This window comes from Streptomyces griseicoloratus, from assembly GCF_014534645.1.
In the GTDB taxonomy this organism is placed as follows: Bacteria; Actinomycetota; Actinomycetes; order Streptomycetales; family Streptomycetaceae; genus Streptomyces; species Streptomyces griseicoloratus.
The window spans coordinates 183,639-202,469 of the sequence record NZ_JACVQF010000199.1 but is presented as its reverse complement, the minus strand read 5'-3'; the positions used below and the strand labels follow the sequence as shown (position 1 = coordinate 202,469).

Annotated in this window: 21 protein-coding genes; 12 read left to right on the top strand and 9 right to left on the bottom strand. The window is 72.4% G+C overall.

The genetic code is table 11. From position 1 onward, the window contains the following. Positions 1-392: 392 nt before the first annotated feature. Positions 393-701, bottom strand: coding sequence for a hypothetical protein (locus H0H10_RS19995; protein ID WP_188182373.1), 309 nt, complete (start codon positions 699-701; stop codon positions 393-395). Between the two features lie 7 nt (positions 702-708). Then, positions 709-1,344 (bottom strand): ATP-dependent Clp protease proteolytic subunit, encoded by a 636-nt coding sequence (locus H0H10_RS19990; protein ID WP_188182372.1) that lies wholly within the window; start codon positions 1,342-1,344, stop codon positions 709-711. Between the two features lie 201 nt (positions 1,345-1,545). Between H0H10_RS19990 and H0H10_RS19985 the strand changes: the two genes are divergently transcribed. Continuing rightward, entirely contained in the window at positions 1,546-1,824 is a 279-nt protein-coding gene (locus H0H10_RS19985; protein ID WP_188182371.1) for a type II toxin-antitoxin system Phd/YefM family antitoxin, read from the top strand. 549 nt (positions 1,825-2,373) lie between these two features. Here the strand turns inward: H0H10_RS19985 and H0H10_RS19980 are convergent. Beyond that, the gene (locus tag H0H10_RS19980) at positions 2,374-3,399 is read right to left on the bottom strand and encodes an ABC transporter permease (RefSeq protein WP_223180130.1); all 1,026 of its coding nucleotides are present in this window, start codon (positions 3,397-3,399) and stop codon (positions 2,374-2,376) included. A gap of 104 nt (positions 3,400-3,503) precedes the next feature. On the opposite strand from H0H10_RS19980, the gene H0H10_RS19975 reads away from it, so the two are divergent. The 8 genes from H0H10_RS19975 (at position 3,504) to H0H10_RS19940 (ending at position 10,686) form a co-directional block, all read left to right on the top strand. Then, the gene (locus H0H10_RS19975; protein ID WP_188182370.1) at positions 3,504-4,157 is read left to right on the top strand and encodes a TetR/AcrR family transcriptional regulator; all 654 of its coding nucleotides are present in this window, start codon (positions 3,504-3,506) and stop codon (positions 4,155-4,157) included. Between the two features lie 166 nt (positions 4,158-4,323). After that, positions 4,324-4,626 carry an urease subunit gamma gene (locus H0H10_RS19970; protein ID WP_188182369.1) on the top strand — a complete coding sequence of 101 codons (303 nt, stop codon included), beginning with the start codon at positions 4,324-4,326 and terminating at the stop codon, positions 4,624-4,626. A gap of 14 nt (positions 4,627-4,640) precedes the next feature. Further along, entirely contained in the window at positions 4,641-4,952 is a 312-nt protein-coding gene (locus H0H10_RS19965) for an urease subunit beta (protein ID WP_188182368.1), read from the top strand. Then, positions 4,945-6,666: an urease subunit alpha gene (locus H0H10_RS19960; protein ID WP_188182367.1), complete on the top strand. Its 1,722-nt coding sequence runs from the start codon at positions 4,945-4,947 to the stop codon at positions 6,664-6,666. Before H0H10_RS19965 ends, H0H10_RS19960 begins: the two co-directional genes overlap by 8 nt. Before the next feature lie 8 nt (positions 6,667-6,674). Further along, on the top strand, positions 6,675-7,349 hold the full coding sequence (locus H0H10_RS19955) for an urease accessory protein UreF (RefSeq protein WP_188182366.1): 675 nt from the start codon (positions 6,675-6,677) through the stop codon (positions 7,347-7,349). Positions 7,350-7,512: 163 nt separating this feature from the next. Next, positions 7,513-8,190 carry an urease accessory protein UreG gene (ureG, locus tag H0H10_RS19950; protein ID WP_188182365.1) on the top strand — a complete coding sequence of 226 codons (678 nt, stop codon included), beginning with the start codon at positions 7,513-7,515 and terminating at the stop codon, positions 8,188-8,190. Next, positions 8,178-8,948, top strand: coding sequence for an urease accessory protein UreD (locus H0H10_RS19945; protein WP_188182364.1), 771 nt, complete (start codon positions 8,178-8,180; stop codon positions 8,946-8,948). The genes ureG and H0H10_RS19945 overlap by 13 nt, the downstream gene beginning before the upstream one ends. A 130-nt stretch (positions 8,949-9,078) precedes the next feature. Then, positions 9,079-10,686: an alpha/beta hydrolase gene (locus tag H0H10_RS19940; protein WP_188182363.1), complete on the top strand. Its 1,608-nt coding sequence runs from the start codon at positions 9,079-9,081 to the stop codon at positions 10,684-10,686. A gap of 59 nt (positions 10,687-10,745) precedes the next feature. On the opposite strand, the gene H0H10_RS19935 is transcribed toward H0H10_RS19940, so the two are convergent. The 3 genes from H0H10_RS19935 to H0H10_RS19925 form a co-directional block, all read right to left on the bottom strand. Further along, complete coding sequence (locus tag H0H10_RS19935) at positions 10,746-11,780, bottom strand: NAD-dependent epimerase/dehydratase family protein (protein WP_223180128.1); 1,035 nt, start codon at positions 11,778-11,780, stop codon at positions 10,746-10,748. Positions 11,781-11,853: 73 nt separating this feature from the next. Further along, the gene (locus H0H10_RS19930; protein WP_188182362.1) at positions 11,854-12,576 is read right to left on the bottom strand and encodes a lysophospholipid acyltransferase family protein; all 723 of its coding nucleotides are present in this window, start codon (positions 12,574-12,576) and stop codon (positions 11,854-11,856) included. Positions 12,577-12,702: 126 nt separating this feature from the next. Beyond that, on the bottom strand, positions 12,703-14,223 hold the full coding sequence (locus tag H0H10_RS19925; protein WP_188182361.1) for an MFS transporter: 1,521 nt from the start codon (positions 14,221-14,223) through the stop codon (positions 12,703-12,705). A gap of 99 nt (positions 14,224-14,322) precedes the next feature. Between H0H10_RS19925 and H0H10_RS19920 the strand changes: the two genes are divergently transcribed. Beyond that, positions 14,323-14,778: an RpiB/LacA/LacB family sugar-phosphate isomerase gene (locus H0H10_RS19920; protein ID WP_188182360.1), complete on the top strand. Its 456-nt coding sequence runs from the start codon at positions 14,323-14,325 to the stop codon at positions 14,776-14,778. A gap of 149 nt (positions 14,779-14,927) precedes the next feature. Here H0H10_RS19920 and rocD read toward each other — a convergent pair whose 3' ends face one another. The 3 genes from rocD to H0H10_RS19905 form a co-directional block, all read right to left on the bottom strand. Then, positions 14,928-16,148 carry an ornithine--oxo-acid transaminase gene (gene rocD, locus H0H10_RS19915; RefSeq protein ID WP_188182359.1) on the bottom strand — a complete coding sequence of 407 codons (1,221 nt, stop codon included), beginning with the start codon at positions 16,146-16,148 and terminating at the stop codon, positions 14,928-14,930. Beyond that, entirely contained in the window at positions 16,145-16,999 is an 855-nt protein-coding gene (gene ddaH, locus H0H10_RS19910) for a dimethylargininase (RefSeq protein WP_309141845.1), read from the bottom strand. The genes rocD and ddaH overlap by 4 nt, the downstream gene beginning before the upstream one ends. Positions 17,000-17,095: 96 nt before the next feature. Beyond that, entirely contained in the window at positions 17,096-17,629 is a 534-nt protein-coding gene (locus H0H10_RS19905) for an Lrp/AsnC family transcriptional regulator (protein ID WP_188182357.1), read from the bottom strand. A gap of 77 nt (positions 17,630-17,706) precedes the next feature. Here H0H10_RS19905 and H0H10_RS19900 point away from each other — a divergent pair, with 77 nt between their 5' ends. Together H0H10_RS19900 and H0H10_RS19895 are read left to right on the top strand one after the other, a co-directional pair. After that, a complete protein-coding gene (locus tag H0H10_RS19900; RefSeq protein WP_188182356.1) occupies positions 17,707-18,459 on the top strand; it encodes a LytR/AlgR family response regulator transcription factor in 753 nt (250 codons plus the stop codon). Positions 18,460-18,461: 2 nt separating this feature from the next. Next, positions 18,462-18,821 carry a hypothetical protein gene (locus H0H10_RS19895; protein WP_188182485.1) on the top strand — a complete coding sequence of 120 codons (360 nt, stop codon included), beginning with the start codon at positions 18,462-18,464 and terminating at the stop codon, positions 18,819-18,821. The last annotated feature ends 10 nt before the right edge of the window (positions 18,822-18,831 follow it).

Here is an 18,831-nt window from a genome sequence, read left to right as displayed (position 1 = left end):
CCTGCCGATCCACTCCTGTCGACCGGTCATCCGGGCGGCGGCAGGACTCGGCGTCCGCCCGGACCGCCCCGCCGCTTTGGCGGGGGCTTGTCGTCAGTCACGGATCTTGTCTCACTCCAGTCGGAAAATCCCAACGGAACCGGGTTTCTGTGTTGTTGCTCACCACTCACCCGTTCGGGTGGACATTGCTGTGTTCGAGTCGTCGTCCGGTGAGTCGACGACGCCCGGACCAGGAGCGGAGTGAGCTATTCCGCCGTCCGTGCACGCGGGTCGCGCAAGCCGGGCAGGCCGGAAAAACCCTGTGTGGCTACGCCGAAGGGGGGTACGCCATTCGGCTCGTTTCGATTCCGGCCGGCGTGCGTCGTCGACGCCGGCCCTTGCGAAGGCGTCCGTCAACCGTCGGGGCCGGGCGGGAGGCCGACGCGCGCCGTGCGCCGCTCGCCGTCCAGGACGCGCAGTGCCCGGGCCAGGGTGGCGGCGTGCAGTTCCGTCTCGCCGCGCCGGTGCATCAGCGCCAGCGCGTCGCGCAGGGCGGTGGCCTTGCCGACGAGGGCCTGGGCGGCGCGCAGCCCGCGGTAGGTGTCCCTGTGCTGTGCGGGGTTGATGCGGCCGAGCAGATCGACGACCTCCAGGTAACGGTCGATCAGCTCGGCCTCCGCGCGCGTCAGAGCGGGCAGGGGTGGCAGTTCCGGCGGGAGCATCGCCGGCTCACCTCTCGCCGGGCGCCGGACGCGCCCCCCTGCCGGCGGGGACGATCCGGTCCACCAGGCCGTACTCCAGTGCCTGGTGCGCGTCCAGGGCCGTGTCCCGCTCGATGTCGGCCGTCACCTGCTCCGGGGTGCGGCCCGTGTGCCGTACGAGCATCTCCTCCATACGGGCGCGGACACGGGCCAACTCCTCCGCCTGCACGGCCAGATCGCTCGCCCGTCCCTCCAGCTGCCCGGTCGGCTCCGGCTGCCGGAGCACCACCCGGGCGCCCGGCAGCACGGCGCGCTTGCCCGGCGTGCCGGCGGCCAGCAGTACCGCGGCGGATTCACGCGCCTGGCCGAGGCAGGTCGTCTCCACGTCGCAGGCGACGAAGCGCATCGTGTCGTAGATCGCGGACATTGCGCTGAACGAGCCGCCGGGGGAGTTGATGTACAGCGCGATGTCGCGGTCCGGGGCCTGGTGCTCCAGGTACATGAACTGGGCCGTCACGTCGTTCGCCGACGCTTCGTCGATCCGTGTCCCGAGGAGGACGATCCGCTCCTGGAGGAGCTTCGAGTACGGATCGGTGGTCCGGTTCCCGAAGCCCGCGCGCTCGGTGAACTCGGGCAGGACATGGCGGGCGGGCGGTCGGGTCATGGCGAACCCCTCCTCGTGGCAGAGCCGTCGTCGGCTGCGCTGCGCTGTGTCCGTCAAAAATGTACAGGACGTACGTTCCGTGAGGGGAGAAGATGCGGTTCGCGGGCAGCGGAACGTCGGTTGCGGGCCCGGGAGGACGGAAGAGGGGAGCGCGGACTCCGGCGCGGCGGGCCGCCGCGAGGCGAACCGTAAGCTGTGGGTATGGCCTACGAGATTCCGGTGACGCAAGCCAGGGCTGAGCTCGCCGACCTGATCAACCGGGTGGTGTACGGCGGTGAGCGCGTCGTCGTGACGCGGCACGGCAAGCCTCTCGTCGCCCTCGTCTCCGCCGCCGACCTCGAACGCCTGGAGGAACTCCAGGAGCCGCCGGGTGACCAGGTGGTCTCCACGGTCTCCGGCGTCCGCGACACCGCCCCCACGCCCCGGGAGCGGCAGCGCTTCGGCATCGCGGCGGAGCACCGCGGCCCCAACCCCACGTAACCCTCCGGGCACACGCCGAGGAACCGCGGCCCGCGTGCCCGAACGGGGCCACGGCCGACCACCCCCGACGCTGCCGAGCCGCCGCGGCACCGGCACCCTTCAGCCGACCGCGACCGATGCCCGCCCGCCCCCCCGGCTGGCCGGTCCCGCGGCGCCCGGGCCGGGAGCGTTCCACCGGGGCCGGTACCCGTACGCGGGCGACTGGCGTCGAGCCGCTGCGGGTTCGTTCCCGTAGCGTTCCGCCGTAACCGGGCCGGGCGTGGGCCCACCGGCTCAGCATCGGCGTCGGGCCGGTGGTGGTCGGCCGGCCGGTGCCAGTATCCGGTCGCCCGCCGTCGAGTCGCCGTTGGCCCGTTCCCGCAGTGCTTCGCGGCGCCCGGGCCGGTAGCGGTCCACTGGGGCCGCTTCGGTGCGGGGCTGGTGGTGGTCGGCCGGCCGGTGGCGGTACGCGGGCGACTGGCGTCGAGCCGCTGCGGGTTCGTTCCCATAGCGTTCCGCCGACCGAGGCCGAGTGTGGGCCCGCCAGGTCCGCGTCGGCGCGGGCCGTGGTCAGCCGGTCAGTGCCGGTGTCCGGTCGTTCGGCGTCGAGCCGTCGGGGGTCCGTTCCCACAGTGCTCCGGCGAGGAGTACCGCGCCCAGGCCCAGCGCGGCCCAGCACGTCAGCGTCAGGGCGGGGCCGGTGGCCGCGGCGCCGTCGAAGAACGACACCGAGCGCAGCAGTGAGACACCGGCGCCCGGCGGCAGCCACTGGCCGATCGTCCCGACCGGCTCGGGCAGCATCTCCGGGGCCGACGCCGCCCCGGAGAACGGGTTGCCCAGCAGCATCACCAGCGCCGCGCCGAGCCCGACGCCCCGCTGTCCGAGCAGGGTGCCGAGCCCGGCGACGGCCGCGGCCACGGCGAGGGCCGACAGCCAGAAGACCCCGGCCACTGCCCACCAGTCACCCGTGACGGCCTCAAGCCAGCTGTGCGTGACCGCTGCGGCGACCGCTCCGGCGAGGGCCGTGGCGCCGGCCACGGTGGCCACCGCGCGCGTGCCGCGCAGTCCCAGCAGGACCACCACGGCTCCGGTGGCGATCCCGGCCAGGGCGAGCGGGAGCACGCCGGCGTTCAGGGCCGCGCCGCGCGGATCCGTCCCGGGCGCGGCCACCACGTCGACCGTCGGGACTTCCGTCCCCGTGGCGGCGGTCTGCTCGGCCACCGCCTGCTGCAGCAGCTGGGCCACGGCCGGGCTCGCCGCCGAGGCCGTGAGCAGCTTCGGGCCCTGCTCGGTGACGACCACCGCGCCGTATACGGCCCGGTCCTCGATGGCGTCGCGGGCGGCGGCCTCGTCGGCGTAGCGGTGCACCTCGAAGGCGCCCTCGCGCTGGGTGAGCCGCTGCTCCAGCGGTGCGGTCGCGGTCGCCGGTCCCGCCACGCCGAGCGGCAGGTCGTGGGGCGCCGTCCGGGCGGCCGGCCAGGCGAAGGCCCACAGCGCCAGTGCGACCAGCACGGGCACCAGGACGACCACGGCGGCCATGCGGCGGCCGTGCGGAGGAGTGGGAGCCGGGCGCGGCTCGGCGGGTGTGCTGGACATGGGCACTCCACGTAAAAAGAAGGATCGTTCGTTTTCGCTCTGTCCACACCGTGCGGCGACTCGGCGCGCTTGTCAAGAAGGAACGTTCGTTTTACGTTTGGTGCATGGCCCGCGTATCCCAGGAACACCTCGACGCCCGCCGCCGGCAGATCCTCGACGGCGCCGCGCGCTGCTTCGCCCGCAACGGCTTCCACGCCACGTCGATGCAGGACGTCCTGAAGGAGGTCGACCTGTCCGCGGGTGCCGTCTACCGCTACTTCAGCGGCAAGGACGAACTGATCGCGGCGACCGTCACCGAGGTGCTGGACTCCGTGCAGGCCATGTACGAGCGGGCAGCCCTGGAGAGTCCGCCGCCCGCCCCCGACGTGCTCATCGCCCGGACCCTGACGCACATGACACAGGAGCGGTCGGCGGTGCTGGACACCGGCGAATGGGCCTTCCCGCGACTGATGATCCAGGTCTGGACCGAGACGCTGCGCAACGACGAGTTGTCCGCCCTCCTGCGCGAGCGCTTCACGAAGGTCAGGGCGGCCTGGGTCAAGGTCGTGGTCCGCTACCAGGAGGCCGGCATGATGCCCGACGACGTCGACCCGGACGCCGTCGCCCGGACGCTCATGGCCACCGCCCAGGGGTTCGGCGCCCAGTACGCACTCTTCGGTCCCTTCCCCCCGGAGGTACTGCGGGCGGGTGTGCGGGGACTGCTGGGCATGCGTGAGACCGCGGAGGGCGCCGGTAATCAGTCGGTCAAATCCGGGTGACCTCGCCGAAACATCGTAGACCTAGTCTGCGCACCGATCCACCTGCGGTTTCATGGGCACCGGCATGCTCTTCGACGTGCATGCGTGTGTGTTACATCTATAGCCGTCGCGGTGGCCGCGGCAGCCGGACCCCCGGGTCATGGCGCGATGTTCTGTGAGGTGGTACGTGCAACTGACCCCGCACGAGCAGGAGAGACTGCTCATCCATGTGGCCGCGGACGTCGCGGAGAAGCGCCGCGCACGAGGCGTGAAGCTCAACCACCCCGAGGCCGTCGCACTGATCACCTCCCACATCCTCGAGGGCGCCCGGGACGGCCGCACCGTCGCCGAACTCATGGCCTCCGGGCGCAAGGTGCTCCAGCGTCACGAGGTCATGGACGGCATCCCCGAGATGCTCCACGACGTCCAGGTCGAAGCCACCTTCCCCGACGGCACCAAGCTGGTCACCGTCCACGACCCGATCATCTGACGGGAACGGTGGCCATGATTCCCGGAGAGATCCTGTTCGCCGACGAGCCGGTCGCCTTCAACGAGGGGCGCGAGGCCGCCCGTCTGACCGTGCTCAACACCGCCGACCGGCCCGTCCAGGTCGGCTCCCACTACCACTTCGCCGAGGCCAACCCCGCCCTCGACTTCGACCGCGCCACCGCCCACGGCAGGCGGCTCAACATCGCCGCGGGCACCGCCGTCCGGTTCGAGCCCGGGATCCCCGTCGACGTCGAACTGGTGCCCCTCGCGGGCGCCCGCGTCGTCGTGGGTCTGCGCGGCGCCACCGGAGGTGCCCTCGATGCCTGAACTGTCCCGCGCCGCCTACGCCGACCTGTTCGGCCCGACCACCGGTGACCGCATCCGCCTCGCCGACACCGACCTCCTCGTCGAGATCGAGGAGGACCGCTCGGGCGGCCCCGGCCGCTCCGGTGACGAGTCCGTGTTCGGCGGCGGGAAGGTGCTGCGCGAGTCCATGGGCCAGTCCCGCGCCACGCGCGCCGACGGCGCCCCCGACACCGTGATCACCGGAGCCGTGATCATCGACCACTGGGGCGTCGTCAAGGCCGACATCGGCATCCGCGACGGCCGCATCACCGGCATCGGCAAGTCCGGCAACCCCGACACCATGGACGGCGTTCACCCCGATCTCGTCATCGGCCCCGAGACGGAGGTCATCGCCGGCAACGGCAAGATCCTCACCGCGGGCGGCATCGACACGCACGTCCACTTCATCGCGCCCACGCTCGTCGACGAAGCCCTCGCCTCCGGCATCACCACCCTCATCGGCGGCGGCACGGGCCCGGCCGAAGGCAGCAAGGCGACCACGGTCACCCCCGGGTCGTGGCACCTCGCGCGGATGTTCGCGGCCATGGAGTCGAGCCCCGTCAACATCGGCTTCCTCGGCAAGGGCAGCACCATGTCGAAGGAGTCCATGCGCGACCAGCTGCGCGCCGGAGTCCTCGGCTTCAAGATCCACGAGGACTGGGGGGCCACTCCCGCGGTGATCTCCGCCTGCCTGGACGTGTGCGAGGAGTCCGGCGTCCAGCTCGCGGTCCACACCGACACCCTGAACGAGGCCGGATTCGTCGGCGACACCTTCGACGCCGTCGCGGGCCGCACCCTGCACGCCTTCCACGTCGAGGGCGCCGGCGGCGGCCACGCGCCCGACATGATCACGGCGGTGTCGCTGCCCAACATGCTGCCCGCGTCCACCAACCCGACCAGGCCGCACACCGTCAACACCGTCGAGGAGCACCTCGACATGCTGATGGTCTGTCACCACCTGAACCCGGCCGTCCCCGAGGACCTGGCCTTCGCCGAGTCCCGGATCCGGCCCAGCACCATCGCGGCCGAGGACATCCTGCACGACATGGGGGCCATCTCCATCATGTCGTCGGACTCCCAGGCCATGGGCCGCATCGGGGAGGTGATCCTGCGGACGTGGCAGACCGCGCACGTGATGAAGCGCCGCCGCGGCTTCCTGCCCGGCGACACCCGGGCCGACAACCGGCGCGCCCGCCGCTATGTCGCCAAGTACACGATCAACCCCGCCGTCGCCCAGGGCATCGAGCACGAGGTCGGCTCCGTGGAGTCCGGCAAGCTCGCCGACCTGGTGCTCTGGGACCCGCGGTTCTTCGGTGTGAAGCCGCAGCTCGTCCTCAAGGGCGGACAGATCGCGTACGCGCAGGTGGGCGACGCCAACGCCTCCATCCCCACCCCGCAGCCGGTCCTGCCGCGCCCCATGTTCGGCGCACACGGCACGGCGCCGGCCGCCAACTCGGTCAACTTTGTCTCGCAGGCGGCCGTCGAGGACGGGCTGCCCGAACGCCTCGGTCTCGGCCGGGAGTTCCTGCCCATCCGCTCCACCCGCGGACGCACCAAGGCCGACATGCGGGAGAACGACGCCCTGCCCCGTGTCGAGGTCGCCGCGGACTCCTTCGCGGTGACCATCGACGGTGAACTCGTCGAGCCCGCACCCGCCGCCGAACTGCCGCTGGCCCAGCGGTACTTCCTCTTCTGAGTGCCGCCGTGAGCCGCGCAGCACTCCTCGTCCTGGCCGACGGCCGCTTTCCCGCCGGAGGGCACGCCCACTCCGGCGGGGCGGAGGCCGCCGTCAGGGCGGGACGCATCACCGACGCGCCGAGCCTGGAGGAGTTCTGCCGGGGGCGGCTGCACACCGGCGGGGCCGTGACGGCCGCCCTCGCGGCCGCCGCCGCGCTCGACGCCGACCCCGGCGAACTCGACCGGGCCGCGGACGCCCGTACGCCGTCGCCCGCCCTGCGCGCTGCGGCACGCAGACTCGGCCGGCAGCTGATGCGGGCCGCCCGCGCCACCTGGCCGCACCCCGAACTCGACGCGCTGGCCCGGCGGTTCCCCAAGGGCGCCCACCAGCCCGTCGTCCTCGGTCTGGCCGCCCGCGCGGCCGGGCTCGGGCCCGAGGACGCGGCGTACTGCTCCGCCTACGAGGGGGTCAGCGGCCCGGCGACCGCCGTCGTACGGCTGCTGAGCCTGGACCCGTTCGATGCCACCGCCGTCCTCGCCCGGCTCGCTCCCGAGGTGGACCGGGTGGTCCAGGACGCCGTGGACGTGGCGCGCAGGGCCGTGAGCGAGGGGCCCGACGTGCTGCCCGCGCGGTCGGCGCCGCTGCTGGAGACCGGGGCGGAGGCGCATGCCACGTGGCCGGTGCGGTTGTTCGCCTCGTAGGGGGTTCGCCCCCGCCGCCCTTACCCGTTCCCTTCTCCAGGGGCGCTGCCCCTTCGACCCCGCCAGGGGGCTTCGCCCCCTGGACCCCCATCGGCCTGAACGGCCTCGTCCTCAAACGCCGGACGGGCTGGTTGCGCCGGCCCAGTTTCACAGGAGTCGCCACATGCACCTCGACCACCACCATGACGGTCCCGCCGCCGTCTCCGCCGACGCCCACCGCCCCGACGGCACCCGCCGCGCCCTGCGCATCGGGCTCGGCGGGCCCGTGGGGTCCGGTAAGACCGCCACCGTCGCCGCGCTGTGCCGGGCCCTGCGCGAGGAGCTGTCCCTCGCCGTCGTCACCAACGACATCTACACGCGCGAGGACGCCGAGTTCCTGCTCCGTGAGGCGGTGCTGCCGCCGGAGCGGATCAGTGCCGTCGAGACGGGCGCCTGCCCGCACACCGCGATCCGGGACGACATCTCCGCCAACCTCGAAGCCGTCGAGGACCTGGAGGACGAGGTCGGCCCGCTGGACCTGGTCCTGGTGGAGTCCGGCGGCGACAACCTCACCGCCACCTTCTCCAAGGGCCTCGTCGACGCGCAGATCTTCGTGATCGACGTGGCGGGCGGCGACGACATCCCGCGCAAGGGCGGACCCGGCGTCAGCACCGCCGACCTGCTGGTCGTCAACAAGACCGACCTCGCCCCGTACGTCGGCTCCGACCTGGCGCGGATGGCGGCCGACGCCAAGGCGCAGCGCGGCGAACTGCCGGTCGTCCTGCAGTCGCTCAGGAGCGAGGACGGCGTACGGGACGTCGCCGACTGGGTGCGCGCCCGGCTCGCCGCGTGGACGGCGTGACCACGCCGGGCGGCGTGCGGGCGACGGCGAGGATCGTCGCGCGCGGCGACGGCCGCGGCGGCACCTCCCTGCCCGTGCTGGAGGGCGAGGGGCCGCTCGCGCTGCGGCGGACCCGGGGGAGCGGGGCCGAGGCCCGGGTGATGCTGGTCGGCGCGATGAGCGGGCCGCTCGGCGGCGACCACTTCACGGTGGACGCCCGGGCGGAACAGGGCGCCGGGCTCAGGGTCGGTTCGGCCGCCGCCACCCTAGCGCTGCCGGGCCAGGACAAGGCCGCGGCCCGCTACGACGTCCGGCTCTCCGTCGCCGACGGTGCCGAACTGCACTGGCTGCCCGAGCAGTTGATCTCCGCGCACGGCAGCGACCTCTACGTCGGAACCCGGGTCGATCTCGCGGCGACGGCCCGGCTCGTGCTGCGCGAGGAGCAGGTGCTCGGGCGGACCGGTGAGGAACCGGGGCGGCTCACCAGCCGTCTCACGGTGCGGATCGCCGGCCGCTGCGTCCTCGACCAGGAGCTGGCCTGCGGACCCGGCGCGCCGGGCGGCTGGGACGGCCCCGCCGGACTGGCGGGACACCGGGCCGTGGGGCAGGCCGTCGTCGCGCGCCCGGAGTTCGCCGCCGACCCGCCCACCGCCCGTATGCTCGGTCAGGACGCGGCCGTCATGCCGCTCGCCGGACCCGCCGCGCTGGTGACGGCCGTGGCACCGGACGCGCAGCGGCTGCGCCGGCTGCTGGACGAGGCGCTGGCGTCCTTCGTCTGACTGTCCCGACCGCCGAACATGCTTATCCGTTTATCGGATTGGCAAAGAAGTCCGGCCGCCCCTGTCCTCAGGGAACGCACAGCCGCGAGGATCCCCCTACTTGTCGCAACCACGTAGGGGGAGGGCCCACTTGAGGAAGAGAAGCCTGCACCGCAGAGCGGCGGCCTTCGGCTCGGTCGGAGCGCTCGTCACCGCCACGCTGATAGCCGGCGCGGTCACCGCACCCACCGCCGGAGCCAGCCCGGCCACCGGCCACGGGAAGGGCCAGGACCGCGAGGCCCGCGGCGTCGCCATCGCCGCCGAGCGCGCCGCCGAGGCCGGCATCGACTGGAAGGACTGCCCCGCCGACTGGAACCTGCCCAAGCCGATCCAGTGCGGCTGGGTCACGGTGCCGCTCGACTACGCCAAGCCGTACGGCAAGCAGATCAAGCTCGCCGTCGACCGCATCGGCAACACCGGCACGCAGTCCGAGCGCCAGGGCGCGCTCATCTACAACCCGGGCGGCCCGGGCGGTTCCGGCCTGCGCTTCCCGGCCCGGGTCACGGCCAAGAACCCGGTGTGGGCCAAGACCGCCAAGGCCTACGACTTCGTGGGCTTCGACCCGCGCGGCGTCGGCAAGTCCGCGCCCATCTCCTGCGTCGACCCGCAGGAGTTCGTCAAGGCGCCCAAGCTGGACCCGGTGCCCGACTCCGAGGCCGACAAGCTCGCCCAGCGCAAGCTCGCCCGCGAGTACGCCGAGGGCTGCTACGAGCGCAGCGGCGAGATGCTGCCGCACATGACGACGCCGAACACCGCGCGCGACCTCGACGTCATCCGCGCCGCCCTCGGTGAGAAGAAGCTCAACTACCTCGGCGTCTCCTACGGCACCTACCTCGGCGCCGTCTACGGCACCCTCTTCCCGGGCCACGTGCGCCGCATGGTCGTCGACAGCGTCGTCAACCCCTCCCGCGACAAGATCTGGTACCAGGCCAACCTGGACCAGGACGTCGCCTTCGAGAAGCGCTGGCAGGACTGGCAGGACTGGGTCGCCGCGAACGACGCCGTCTTCCACCTCGGCGACACCCGCGCCGAGGTCCAGGACCAGTGGCTGAAGCTGCGCGCCACCGCCAAGAAGAACCCCCTCGGCGGGGTCGTCGGCCCGGCCGAGCTGCTCTCCTTCTTCCAGAGCGCCCCGTACTACGACTCCGCGTGGGTGCCGGTCGCGACCGTGTTCAGCAAGTACGTCGCCGGCGACACCCAGGCCCTCGTCGACGCCGCGGCCCCCGACCCGTCCGACACCGCGGGCAACGCCGCCTCGGAGAACGGCAACGCCGTCTACACGGCCGTCGAGTGCGCCGACGCCAAGTGGCCGACCAACTGGCGGACCTGGGACCGCGACAACACCCGGCTGCACAAGGACCACCCGTTCCTGACCTGGTCCAACGCCTGGATGAACCTGCCGTGCTCCACCTGGCCGGTCAAGCAGCAGACACCGCTGAACGTGAAGACCAGCAAGGGACTCCCGCCGGTGCTGATCGTCCAGTCCGAGCGTGACGCGGCCACCCCCTACGGCGGTGCCGTCGAACTGCACCAGCGGTTCAAGGGCTCGCGCCTGATCACCGAGCGGGACGCCGGCTCGCACGGCGTCACCGGTCTGGTCAACCCGTGCGTCAACGACCGCGTCGACACCTACCTGCTCACCGGCAAGGTGGACACCCGGGACGTGACCTGCGCCCCGCACGCCACGCCCAAGCCGTAACGACCGCAGGGCACAAAGGGGGGGCGGCCGGTCCGACCGGCCGCCCCCTTCTTCCGTCCCTACGGCTGCCGCGCCGCCAGCCAGGCGTCCTCGGCCGCGTAGTCGAACAGGTCGCCGTACGCCTGGACCATCTTCGGGTACGCCTCCCGCCAGTCCCGCCCGGCCAGCCGCTCCTCGATCCAGGCGACGGTCTCCGGCAGCGTCTCGGCGTACCGGACCACCGGGCGGTAGCCCAACTGCCGTTCGGCGGCGGTCATGTCGCAGACCACGGGCACGGGCACGGACCACGGTGTCTCGCCCACGCCAGGCGCGGGCGGCGGACCGTCCACCAGCACGTCCTCCGGCTCCACCCCCATCACCGCGTCGATCGCGGCCGCGATCTCGGCCACCGTCGGCGCGTCCGCGTCCACGGCGTTCAGGACGCGGGCGCCCGGCCGGACCGCGGCCAGCCGGATCAGCTCCGCGACGGTGTGCACGCTCGCCGGGTGGAAGCGGCTCGCGCCGCCGAAGGCGAGCACCCGCCGGCGCCTGCCGTCCAGGTTGCGCTTGACGAAGTACAGCTCGCGCGGGGTGCGGCAGTGCGGGCCGTGGATCGCGCCGGCGCGCAGCAGCGTGGTGGGCAGCCGGTCGCCCGCCGCGAGGAGCTCGCGCTCCAGCCCCGCCTTGCGGGTGCTGTAGGAGGTCTCGCCCGGCCGGACCGTGCGCTGCTCCTCGGTGACCGGCACCGGGTACTCGGGGAAGCCGCCGGGTTCGGCCTGCGTGTCGAAGTTGCGGCCCTTGTCGTCCTCGTAGACCGAGACGCTGGAGATGACCACCGCCGAGCCCACCCGCCCGGCCAGCGACGTCAGCTGCCGGGCGTGTTCGGGCCCGAAGGCCACCATGTCCACCAGGACGTCGCAGCCGTCGCCCACCGCGGCGGACAGGGCCGCGTCGTCCTCCCGGTCGGCCCGCACCACCCGCACGCCGTCGGGCCAGGCCGGGTCCCGGTCGCCGCCCCGCGAGACGGCCGTCACCTCCCAGCCGTCCCGGGCCAGCACGCCCACGGCCACTCGTCCGATCTGTCCCGTCGCTCCGACCACCACAGCACGTGTCATACGTCGGACCGTAGGCGCACCGGCACCGTGGGGTCACGCCCTTCTGCCGACGGCAGACGGCTGAAGGCAGGGGCTAGCGGCGCGGCAGCCGGGGGAGCCTGCGGCCCTTGTCCGCCTTCTCTGCCTCCTCGGCCTTGACCTCGGCGGCGTACCGGTCGACGTACTCCTGCTCGGACAGGGCCAGGATCGCGTACATGATCTCGTCGGTGACGGCACGCAGCACGGCCTTCTCGTTCTCCATGCCGGCGTAACGCGAGAAGTCCAGGGGCTCCCCGAAACGGATCACCACGGGGTGGATGTTCGGGACGACCTTGCCCGGCGGCTGCGCCTCGAAGGTGCCGATCATCGCGCAGGGCACCACCGGCACCCCCGCCCGCAGCGCCATCACGGCCACGCCGACCTTTCCCTTGTACAGCCGTCCGTCGTGCGAACGGGTGCCCTCCGGATAGATGCCGAGCAGTTCGCCCCTGGCCAGGACGCCGAGCCCCTCACGGATCGCCGCCCGGCCCGCGTCCTTGCCGGAGCGGTCCACCGGGATCTGCCCGGCGCTGCGGAAGAAGAACGCGGTGAGCCGGCCCTTGAGGCCGGGGCCGGTGAAGTACTCCGCCTTGGCGAGGAAGGTGATGCGGCGCTTGAGCACCGCGGGCATCAGGAAGTGGTCGGAGAACGACAGATGGTTGCCGGCGACGATGGCCGGGCCCGAGGACGGCACGTTCCCCAGGCCCTCGATCCGGGGGCGGAAGAGCAGTCTCAGCAGCGGGCCCAGCAGTACGTATTTGAGCACGTAGTAGAACAAGGCGTCGCTCCTCACCCCGGCGGAACGGCTCAGTGCCCCGTTCTCACTGGTCAACCGGCGTCTGGCGGGGTGCCAGTGTAGGTGCGGGGGCGGCCGTCCGGTACCGGGCCGGACAGCGCGCCGCGGTCAGAACTTCGGTGCCGGGGCCTGTGCCTCGACGAGTGCCGCGGCCTCCTCCTCGGTCTGCACCGAGGGCGGGGAGCCCGCGAGCGGCATTCGGGCGGTCTCCTTCATGCAGGCCACCGACACCACCCCGACCAGCGCCGCGGCCATCGAGTAGTAGGCGGGCATCATGTCCGAGCCGGTCGCGCTGATCAGGGCGGTGATGACCAGTGGCGTGGTGCCGCCGAACAGGGACGCCGACAGGTTGTACCCGACCGACAGGGAGCCGTACCGGACGTTGGTGGGGAACATCGCCGGGAGCGCCGCCGACATGGTGCCGAGCAGGCACACGAGGGACAGGCCCAGCATCACCATGCCGGCCGAGACGGCGAGCAGGCTGCCCTGCTGGACCAGCACGAAGGACGGCGCCGACAGGAAGAAGAAGCCGAGCATGCCCGTCATCAGCAGGGGCTTGCGGCCGAAGCGGTCGGACAGCCGGCCCACCTGGTTGATGACCAGCATCAGCAGGACCATGGTGGCCACCAGGATCAGCAGGCCGTGGGTCTCGGTGTAGTGCAGCTCGTCCGACAGGTACGTCGGCATGTACGACAGCAGCATGTAGTCGTTGATGTTGTACGCGCCGACCAGCGCGATGCACAGCACCAGCGTCGGCCAGTGCTTGCGGAAGATCTTGGCGAGGTCGCCCCGGGCGGTGGTCTCCACCGTGTCCGCCGCCTCGGAGACGTGCACGGTGCCCTCCTCCAGCTTCAGGAAGGCGGGAGTGTCGTCCAGCCTCAGCCGCAGGTAGAGGCCGACGATGCCGAGCGGCCCGGCGACGAGGAACGGGATGCGCCAGCCCCAGGCGTCCATCGTGTCGGTGCCGAGCCCGGCGGTGAGCGCGGTCACCAGGCCCGCGGCGCACGTGTAGCCGGCGAGCGTACCCAGTTCCAGGAAGCTGCCGAAGAAGCCGCGCCGCTTGTCCGGGGCGTACTCCGCGATGAAGGTGGAGGCGCCGCCGTACTCGCCGCCGGTGGAGAAGCCCTGCAGGAGCCGGAAGACGATGAGCAGCAGCGGGGACCAGAAGCCGATCGTCGCGTACGACGGGATCAGTCCGATCGCGAACGTGCCGATCGCCATCAGGATCATCGTCAGCGCCAGGACCTTCTTGCGGCCGATCTTGTCCCCCATCGGCCCGAAGACCATGCCCCCGACCGGACGCACCAGGAAGGCGACCGCGAAGGTGGCGAAGGACGACAGCAGCTGCGCGGTGTCGCTCCCGGAGGGGAAGAAGACCCGGCCGATGGTGCCGGCCAGATAGGCGTAGATGCCGAAGTCGAACCACTCCATGGCGTTGCCGAGGGAGGCCGCCTTCACCGCCCGCTTGACCGCCGCCTCGTCCGTGACCGTGATGTCCGACCGGCGGAGCCGGGGGTTCTGCCGGCGCCTGATCGCACGGAAGAGCGTGGGGTGGCGCCGGACCGCCGCGGAGTCGGGGACGCGGCCGTTCTCGGTGGAGGACGTGGCGGACTCCCTTTCCTGAGGCATTCGTACGGTTCTCAGGACGTATGGTTTCCCGGATCACGCCGTGAATCTTCGCGACGTCAGTCGTGTGGATCAGCGGTCGGGTGAGTACGCTTTTCTGACATGCGGATCTCCGTCTCCTCCGACATGGACGAACCCGTGGCCCGGCTCCTCGTCGAGGAACTGCGCCGGCGCGGCCACGAGGTGCTGGCGCACGGCGCGCTGGACCCCGGAGCGGACACCCAGTGGGCGGTGTGCTCGGAACGGGCGGCACGCGAGGTCGCCGACGGGAAGGCCGACCAGGCGGTGGTGTGCTGCTGGACCGGCACGGGCGCGTCGATCGCCGCCAACAAGGTGCCGGGCGTACGGGCGGCCCTGTGCACCGACGCCTACTCGGCGGACGGGGCACGCCGCTGGAACGACGCCAACGTGCTCGCGCTGAGCCTGCGGCTGACGTCGGGGCCGCTGCTCGCGGAGATCCTCGACGCCTGGTTCGCGGGCGAGCCGAGCGCGGACGCTGAGGACCGGGGCAACGTGGCGCACGTGGAGCGGCTCGACGCCGGCCGAGCCGCTCCCTGATCCTTCCCTGCCGTCACCGGGTCCGCGATCCCTGCCGTCACCGGGTCCGCGATCCCTGCCGTCACCGGGTCCGCGATCCCTGCCGTCACCGGTCCCGCCCGGCCGCTGTGCCGACAGGGCCCGGGCCGGCGCCCGTCGGCGTCCGCCCGTCAGGACGTCAGCACCTTCTCCAGCGTGCCGAGCGCCTCCCGCAGTTCCTCGCCGGTCACGGTCAGCGGCGGCGCCAGCCGGATCGTGGAGCCGTGGGTGTCCTTGACCAGGATGCCCTCGCGCATCAGGCGTTCGCTGACCTCGCGGCCCGTGCCGAGGGCCGGGTCGACGTCGACGCCCGCCCACAGTCCGCGCGCCCGGAAGCCGACGACGCCCCGGCCGGTCAGGGTCGTGAGGCCGTCGCGCAGCACCGTGCCGAGTTCGGCGGCCCGGCGCTGGAACTCGCCGGTCTCCAGCAGCCCCACCACGGCGGTGCCGACCGCGGCGGCCAGGGGGTTGCCGCCGAACGTCGAGCCGTGCTCGCCCGGGTGCAGCACGCCCAGGACCTCCCGGCTGCCGACCACCGCGGAGACCGGGACGATCCCGCCGCCCAGCGCCTTGCCGAGCAGCACCACGTCCGGGACGACCGACTCGTGCTCGACGGCGAGGGTGTGCCCGGTCCGGCCCAGGCCCGACTGGATCTCGTCGGCCATGAACAGACAGCCGGCGCGGCGGGTCAGCTCCCGGACGCCCGCCAGATAGCCGTCGTCCGGGACGATCACGCCGGCCTCGCCCTGGATCGGCTCGATCAGCACGGCCGCGGTCGTCTCGTCGACGGCCGCCTCCATGGCCGCCAGGTCGTTGTAGGGGACGATCCGGAAGCCCGGCGTAAAGGGACCGAAGCCCGAGCGGGCCGTCTCGTCCGTGGAGAAGCCGACGATCGTCGTCGTCCGGCCGTGGAAGTTGTCCGCCGCGACCACGATCGTCGCCCGGTCGGCCGGGACGCCCTTGACGTCGTAGGCCCACTTCCGGGCGACCTTGATGCCGCTCTCCACCGCCTCGGCGCCGGTGTTCATCGGCAGCACCATGTCCATGCCGGTGAGCGCCGCCAGCCGCTCGGCGAACTCGGCGAGCCGGTCGTTGTGGAAGGCCCGGGAGGTGAGCGTGAGCCGGTCCAGCTGGCGGTGGGCGGCCTCGATCAGCGCCGGATGGCGGTGGCCGAAGTTGAGGGCCGAGTAGCCGGCCAGCATGTCCAGGTAGCGACGGCCCTCCACGTCCTCCACCCAGGCGCCCTCGGCGCGGGCGACGACCACGGGCAGCGGGTGGTAGTTGTGCGCGAGGACGGGCTCCTCCGCACGGATGAGCTCCTCGGAGCCTCGGGTGCGGGCGGGTGCGGTCATGAGCGGTTCTCCCGGATCTCCTGGGTGCAGCACTTGATGCCGCCGCCGGCCTTGTGGAACTCGGACAGGTCGACGGGGACGGGGACGTAGCCGAGGGCGGCGAGCCGGCCGGCCAGGCCGGTCGCCTCCGGCGCGATGAACACGTGCCGTCCGTCGGACACGGAGTTGAGCCCGAAGGCCATGGCGTCCTCGCGCGTCGCGAGGACCGCGTCCGGGTAGAGCCGGGCGAGCACCTCGCGGCTGCCGGGCGAGAACGCTCCCGGGTAGTAGGCGATGTTGCCCTCGCCGCCCGCCTGTCCGTCGTCGAGGACGAACAGTGCCGTGTCCAGATGGTAGAAGTACGGGTCCACCAGCGTCAGACCGATCACCGGCCGGCCGAAGTACTCCTGCACCTCGTGATGCGCCTCCCGGGTCGTGCGGAACCCGGTGCCGGCGAGGATCCACCGGCCGACGGGCACGAGGTCGCCCTCGCCCTCGCAGACCGCCTCGGGATGGTGGACGTCGAAACCCGCGCCCTTGAACCACGTCTCGTACGGGACGGACTCGGGGCGGCGTTCGGGCGCGTGGAAGAGGGAGCCGAAGACCCGGCCCCCCACGACGACCGCCGCATTGGCGGCGAAGACCATGTCGGGCAGTCCGGGCACCGGGGCCACGGTCTCCACGGTGTGGCCGTGGGCCCGGTAGGCGCTGACCAGCTGCTGCCACTGGGCGCGGGCCCGGCCCGTATGGACGGGCTCGCCGGGACGCATCCAGGGGTTGATCGCGTACTTCACGTCGAAGTACGTGGGCTCGCAGACGAGGAAGCGCCGTCGGCGCGGCACAGGTCCGCGCGGCGCAGGGGAGTCGGGCACAGAGGGGTTCCTCCGCTTCCTGACGGAACGTGACTGAGGGTTGACACCACGGTAGGAAGAGGCGGTGACGGCCGACAAGCAAGGAAGGCTGCGTGTTCACGCAGGATTGCTGCGTTCATGACCGAACAGACGCACGTCTGCTGCGTCCCCAGGCGCGGGCTGGCTCGCCCCGGCCTCCGGACTGTCCGGAATCAGATGCGACAGCACCATCACACTGATCGTCTTCCGGATGAACGGCTCGGCCCGGATGCGCTCCAGCACCTCCTCGAAATGCTCCACGTCCCGCGCCCGCACATGCAGCAGCGCGTCCGCCCCACCGGTCACCGTCATCGCCGCCGTGATCTCCGGATGGTTGCGGACCACCTCCGCCAGCCTGCGCGGCGGCGCCGCGCCCTCGCAGTACACCTCCACATAGGCCTCGGTGCGCCAGCCCAGCGCCGACGGCTTCACCGTGGCCGTGAAACCGGTGATCACCCCGGTCTCGCGCAGCCGGTCCACCCGTCGCTTGACCGCCGTCGAGGACAGCCCGACCTCCGCCCCGATCTCGGCGAAGGACGTCCTGGCGTTGGCCATCAGCGCCGTGATGATCTTCCGGTCCAGCTCGTCGAAGGGCGTCGGCCTGCTGTTCATGCGGGCACTGTATCCAGCGGAAACGTCCACGCCCGGCACGTGTGCAGGCGTACGGATTACTCCTACACTCCACGTTCATGCTGCGCGCCCTGGCTGTCGACGACGAACGCCCCACGCTCGAGGAACTCGTGTACCTGCTGAACGCCGATCCGCGGATCGGCACGGCGGAGGGCGCGAGCGACGCGACGGAGGCACTGCGCCGCATCAACCGCGCCCTGGAGTCGGGCCCCGACGGGCCGGACGCCATCGACGTCGTCTTCCTCGACATCCAGATGCCCGGACTCGACGGGCTCGACCTCGCCCGGCTGCTCACCGGGTTCGCCCGGCCGCCGCTGGTCGTGTTCGTCACCGCGCACGAGGACTTCGCCGTACAGGCGTTCGACCTCAAGGCCGTCGACTACGTCCTCAAACCCGTGCGCAAGGAACGGCTGGCCGAGGCCGTGCGCCGCGCCGCCGAACTGCGCGGCGGCGCCGCCCCGCGCATACCGGTCCACGAACCCGACCCCGACCACATACCCGTCGAACTCGGCGGCGTGACCCGGTTCGTCGCCGTCGACGACATCACCCACGTCGAGGCCCAGGGCGACTACGCCCGCCTGCACACCGACAAGGGCAGCCACCTCGTCCGCATCCCGCTCTCCACCCTGGAGGAGCGCTGGCGCGCCCGCGGCTTCGTCCGCATCCACCGCCGCCACCTGGTCGCCCTGCGCCACATCGGCGAACTCCGCCTGGACGCCGGCACCGTGAGCGTCCTGGTCGGCTCGGAGGAACTCCAGGTCAGCCGGCGCCACGCCCGCGAACTGCGGGACCTGCTCATGCGGAGGCCGTGACCGTGCCCCAGGATCCCACCGAACGCCGCGTCACCGTCACCGGCCCGCCCCGGCGCACCCGCCGGGCCTCCGGCTACTACCGGCCGCGCACCGAGATCGACGAGCAGACCACCCTCGGCCACACCTACGTCCGCTCCCTGATGCGCAGCCAGCTGCGCGCCGCCCTCACCGTCTTCGCCGTCCTCGGCCTGCTCGTCGGCCCGCTGCCCCTGCTCTTCGCGACGATGCCCGACGCCCGCCGCCTGCAGTGGGCCGTGCTCGGCTTCGGCCTGTACGCCCCGCTCGTCCTCCTCGCCCGCTGGTACGTGCGCCGCGCCGAACGCAACGAGCGCGACTTCGTACGCCTCGTCGAGGACCGCTAGGACCAGGGAC

What these genes read in the sequence shown, in the direction of transcription:
- H0H10_RS19995 (WP_188182373.1), bottom strand. Translation starts at nt 701, where the DNA reads ATGCTCCCGCCGGAACTGCCACCCCTGCCCGCTCTGACGCGCGCGGAG.
- H0H10_RS19960 (WP_188182367.1), top strand. Translation starts at nt 4,945, where the DNA reads ATGCCTGAACTGTCCCGCGCCGCCTACGCCGACCTGTTCGGCCCGACC.
- rocD (WP_188182359.1), bottom strand. Translation starts at nt 16,148, where the DNA reads ATGACCGCACCCGCCCGCACCCGAGGCTCCGAGGAGCTCATCCGTGCG.
- H0H10_RS19900 (WP_188182356.1), top strand. Translation starts at nt 17,707, where the DNA reads ATGCTGCGCGCCCTGGCTGTCGACGACGAACGCCCCACGCTCGAGGAA.
- H0H10_RS19990 (WP_188182372.1), bottom strand. Translation starts at nt 1,344, where the DNA reads ATGACCCGACCGCCCGCCCGCCATGTCCTGCCCGAGTTCACCGAGCGC.
- H0H10_RS19980 (WP_223180130.1), bottom strand. Translation starts at nt 3,399, where the DNA reads ATGTCCAGCACACCCGCCGAGCCGCGCCCGGCTCCCACTCCTCCGCAC.
- H0H10_RS19965 (WP_188182368.1), top strand. Translation starts at nt 4,641, where the DNA reads ATGATTCCCGGAGAGATCCTGTTCGCCGACGAGCCGGTCGCCTTCAAC.
- H0H10_RS19975 (WP_188182370.1), top strand. Translation starts at nt 3,504, where the DNA reads ATGGCCCGCGTATCCCAGGAACACCTCGACGCCCGCCGCCGGCAGATC.
- H0H10_RS19935 (WP_223180128.1), bottom strand. Translation starts at nt 11,780, where the DNA reads ATGACACGTGCTGTGGTGGTCGGAGCGACGGGACAGATCGGACGAGTG.
- ureG (WP_188182365.1), top strand. Translation starts at nt 7,513, where the DNA reads ATGCACCTCGACCACCACCATGACGGTCCCGCCGCCGTCTCCGCCGAC.
- H0H10_RS19985 (WP_188182371.1), top strand. Translation starts at nt 1,546, where the DNA reads ATGGCCTACGAGATTCCGGTGACGCAAGCCAGGGCTGAGCTCGCCGAC.
- H0H10_RS19920 (WP_188182360.1), top strand. Translation starts at nt 14,323, where the DNA reads ATGCGGATCTCCGTCTCCTCCGACATGGACGAACCCGTGGCCCGGCTC.
- H0H10_RS19905 (WP_188182357.1), bottom strand. Translation starts at nt 17,629, where the DNA reads ATGAACAGCAGGCCGACGCCCTTCGACGAGCTGGACCGGAAGATCATC.
- H0H10_RS19925 (WP_188182361.1), bottom strand. Translation starts at nt 14,223, where the DNA reads ATGCCTCAGGAAAGGGAGTCCGCCACGTCCTCCACCGAGAACGGCCGC.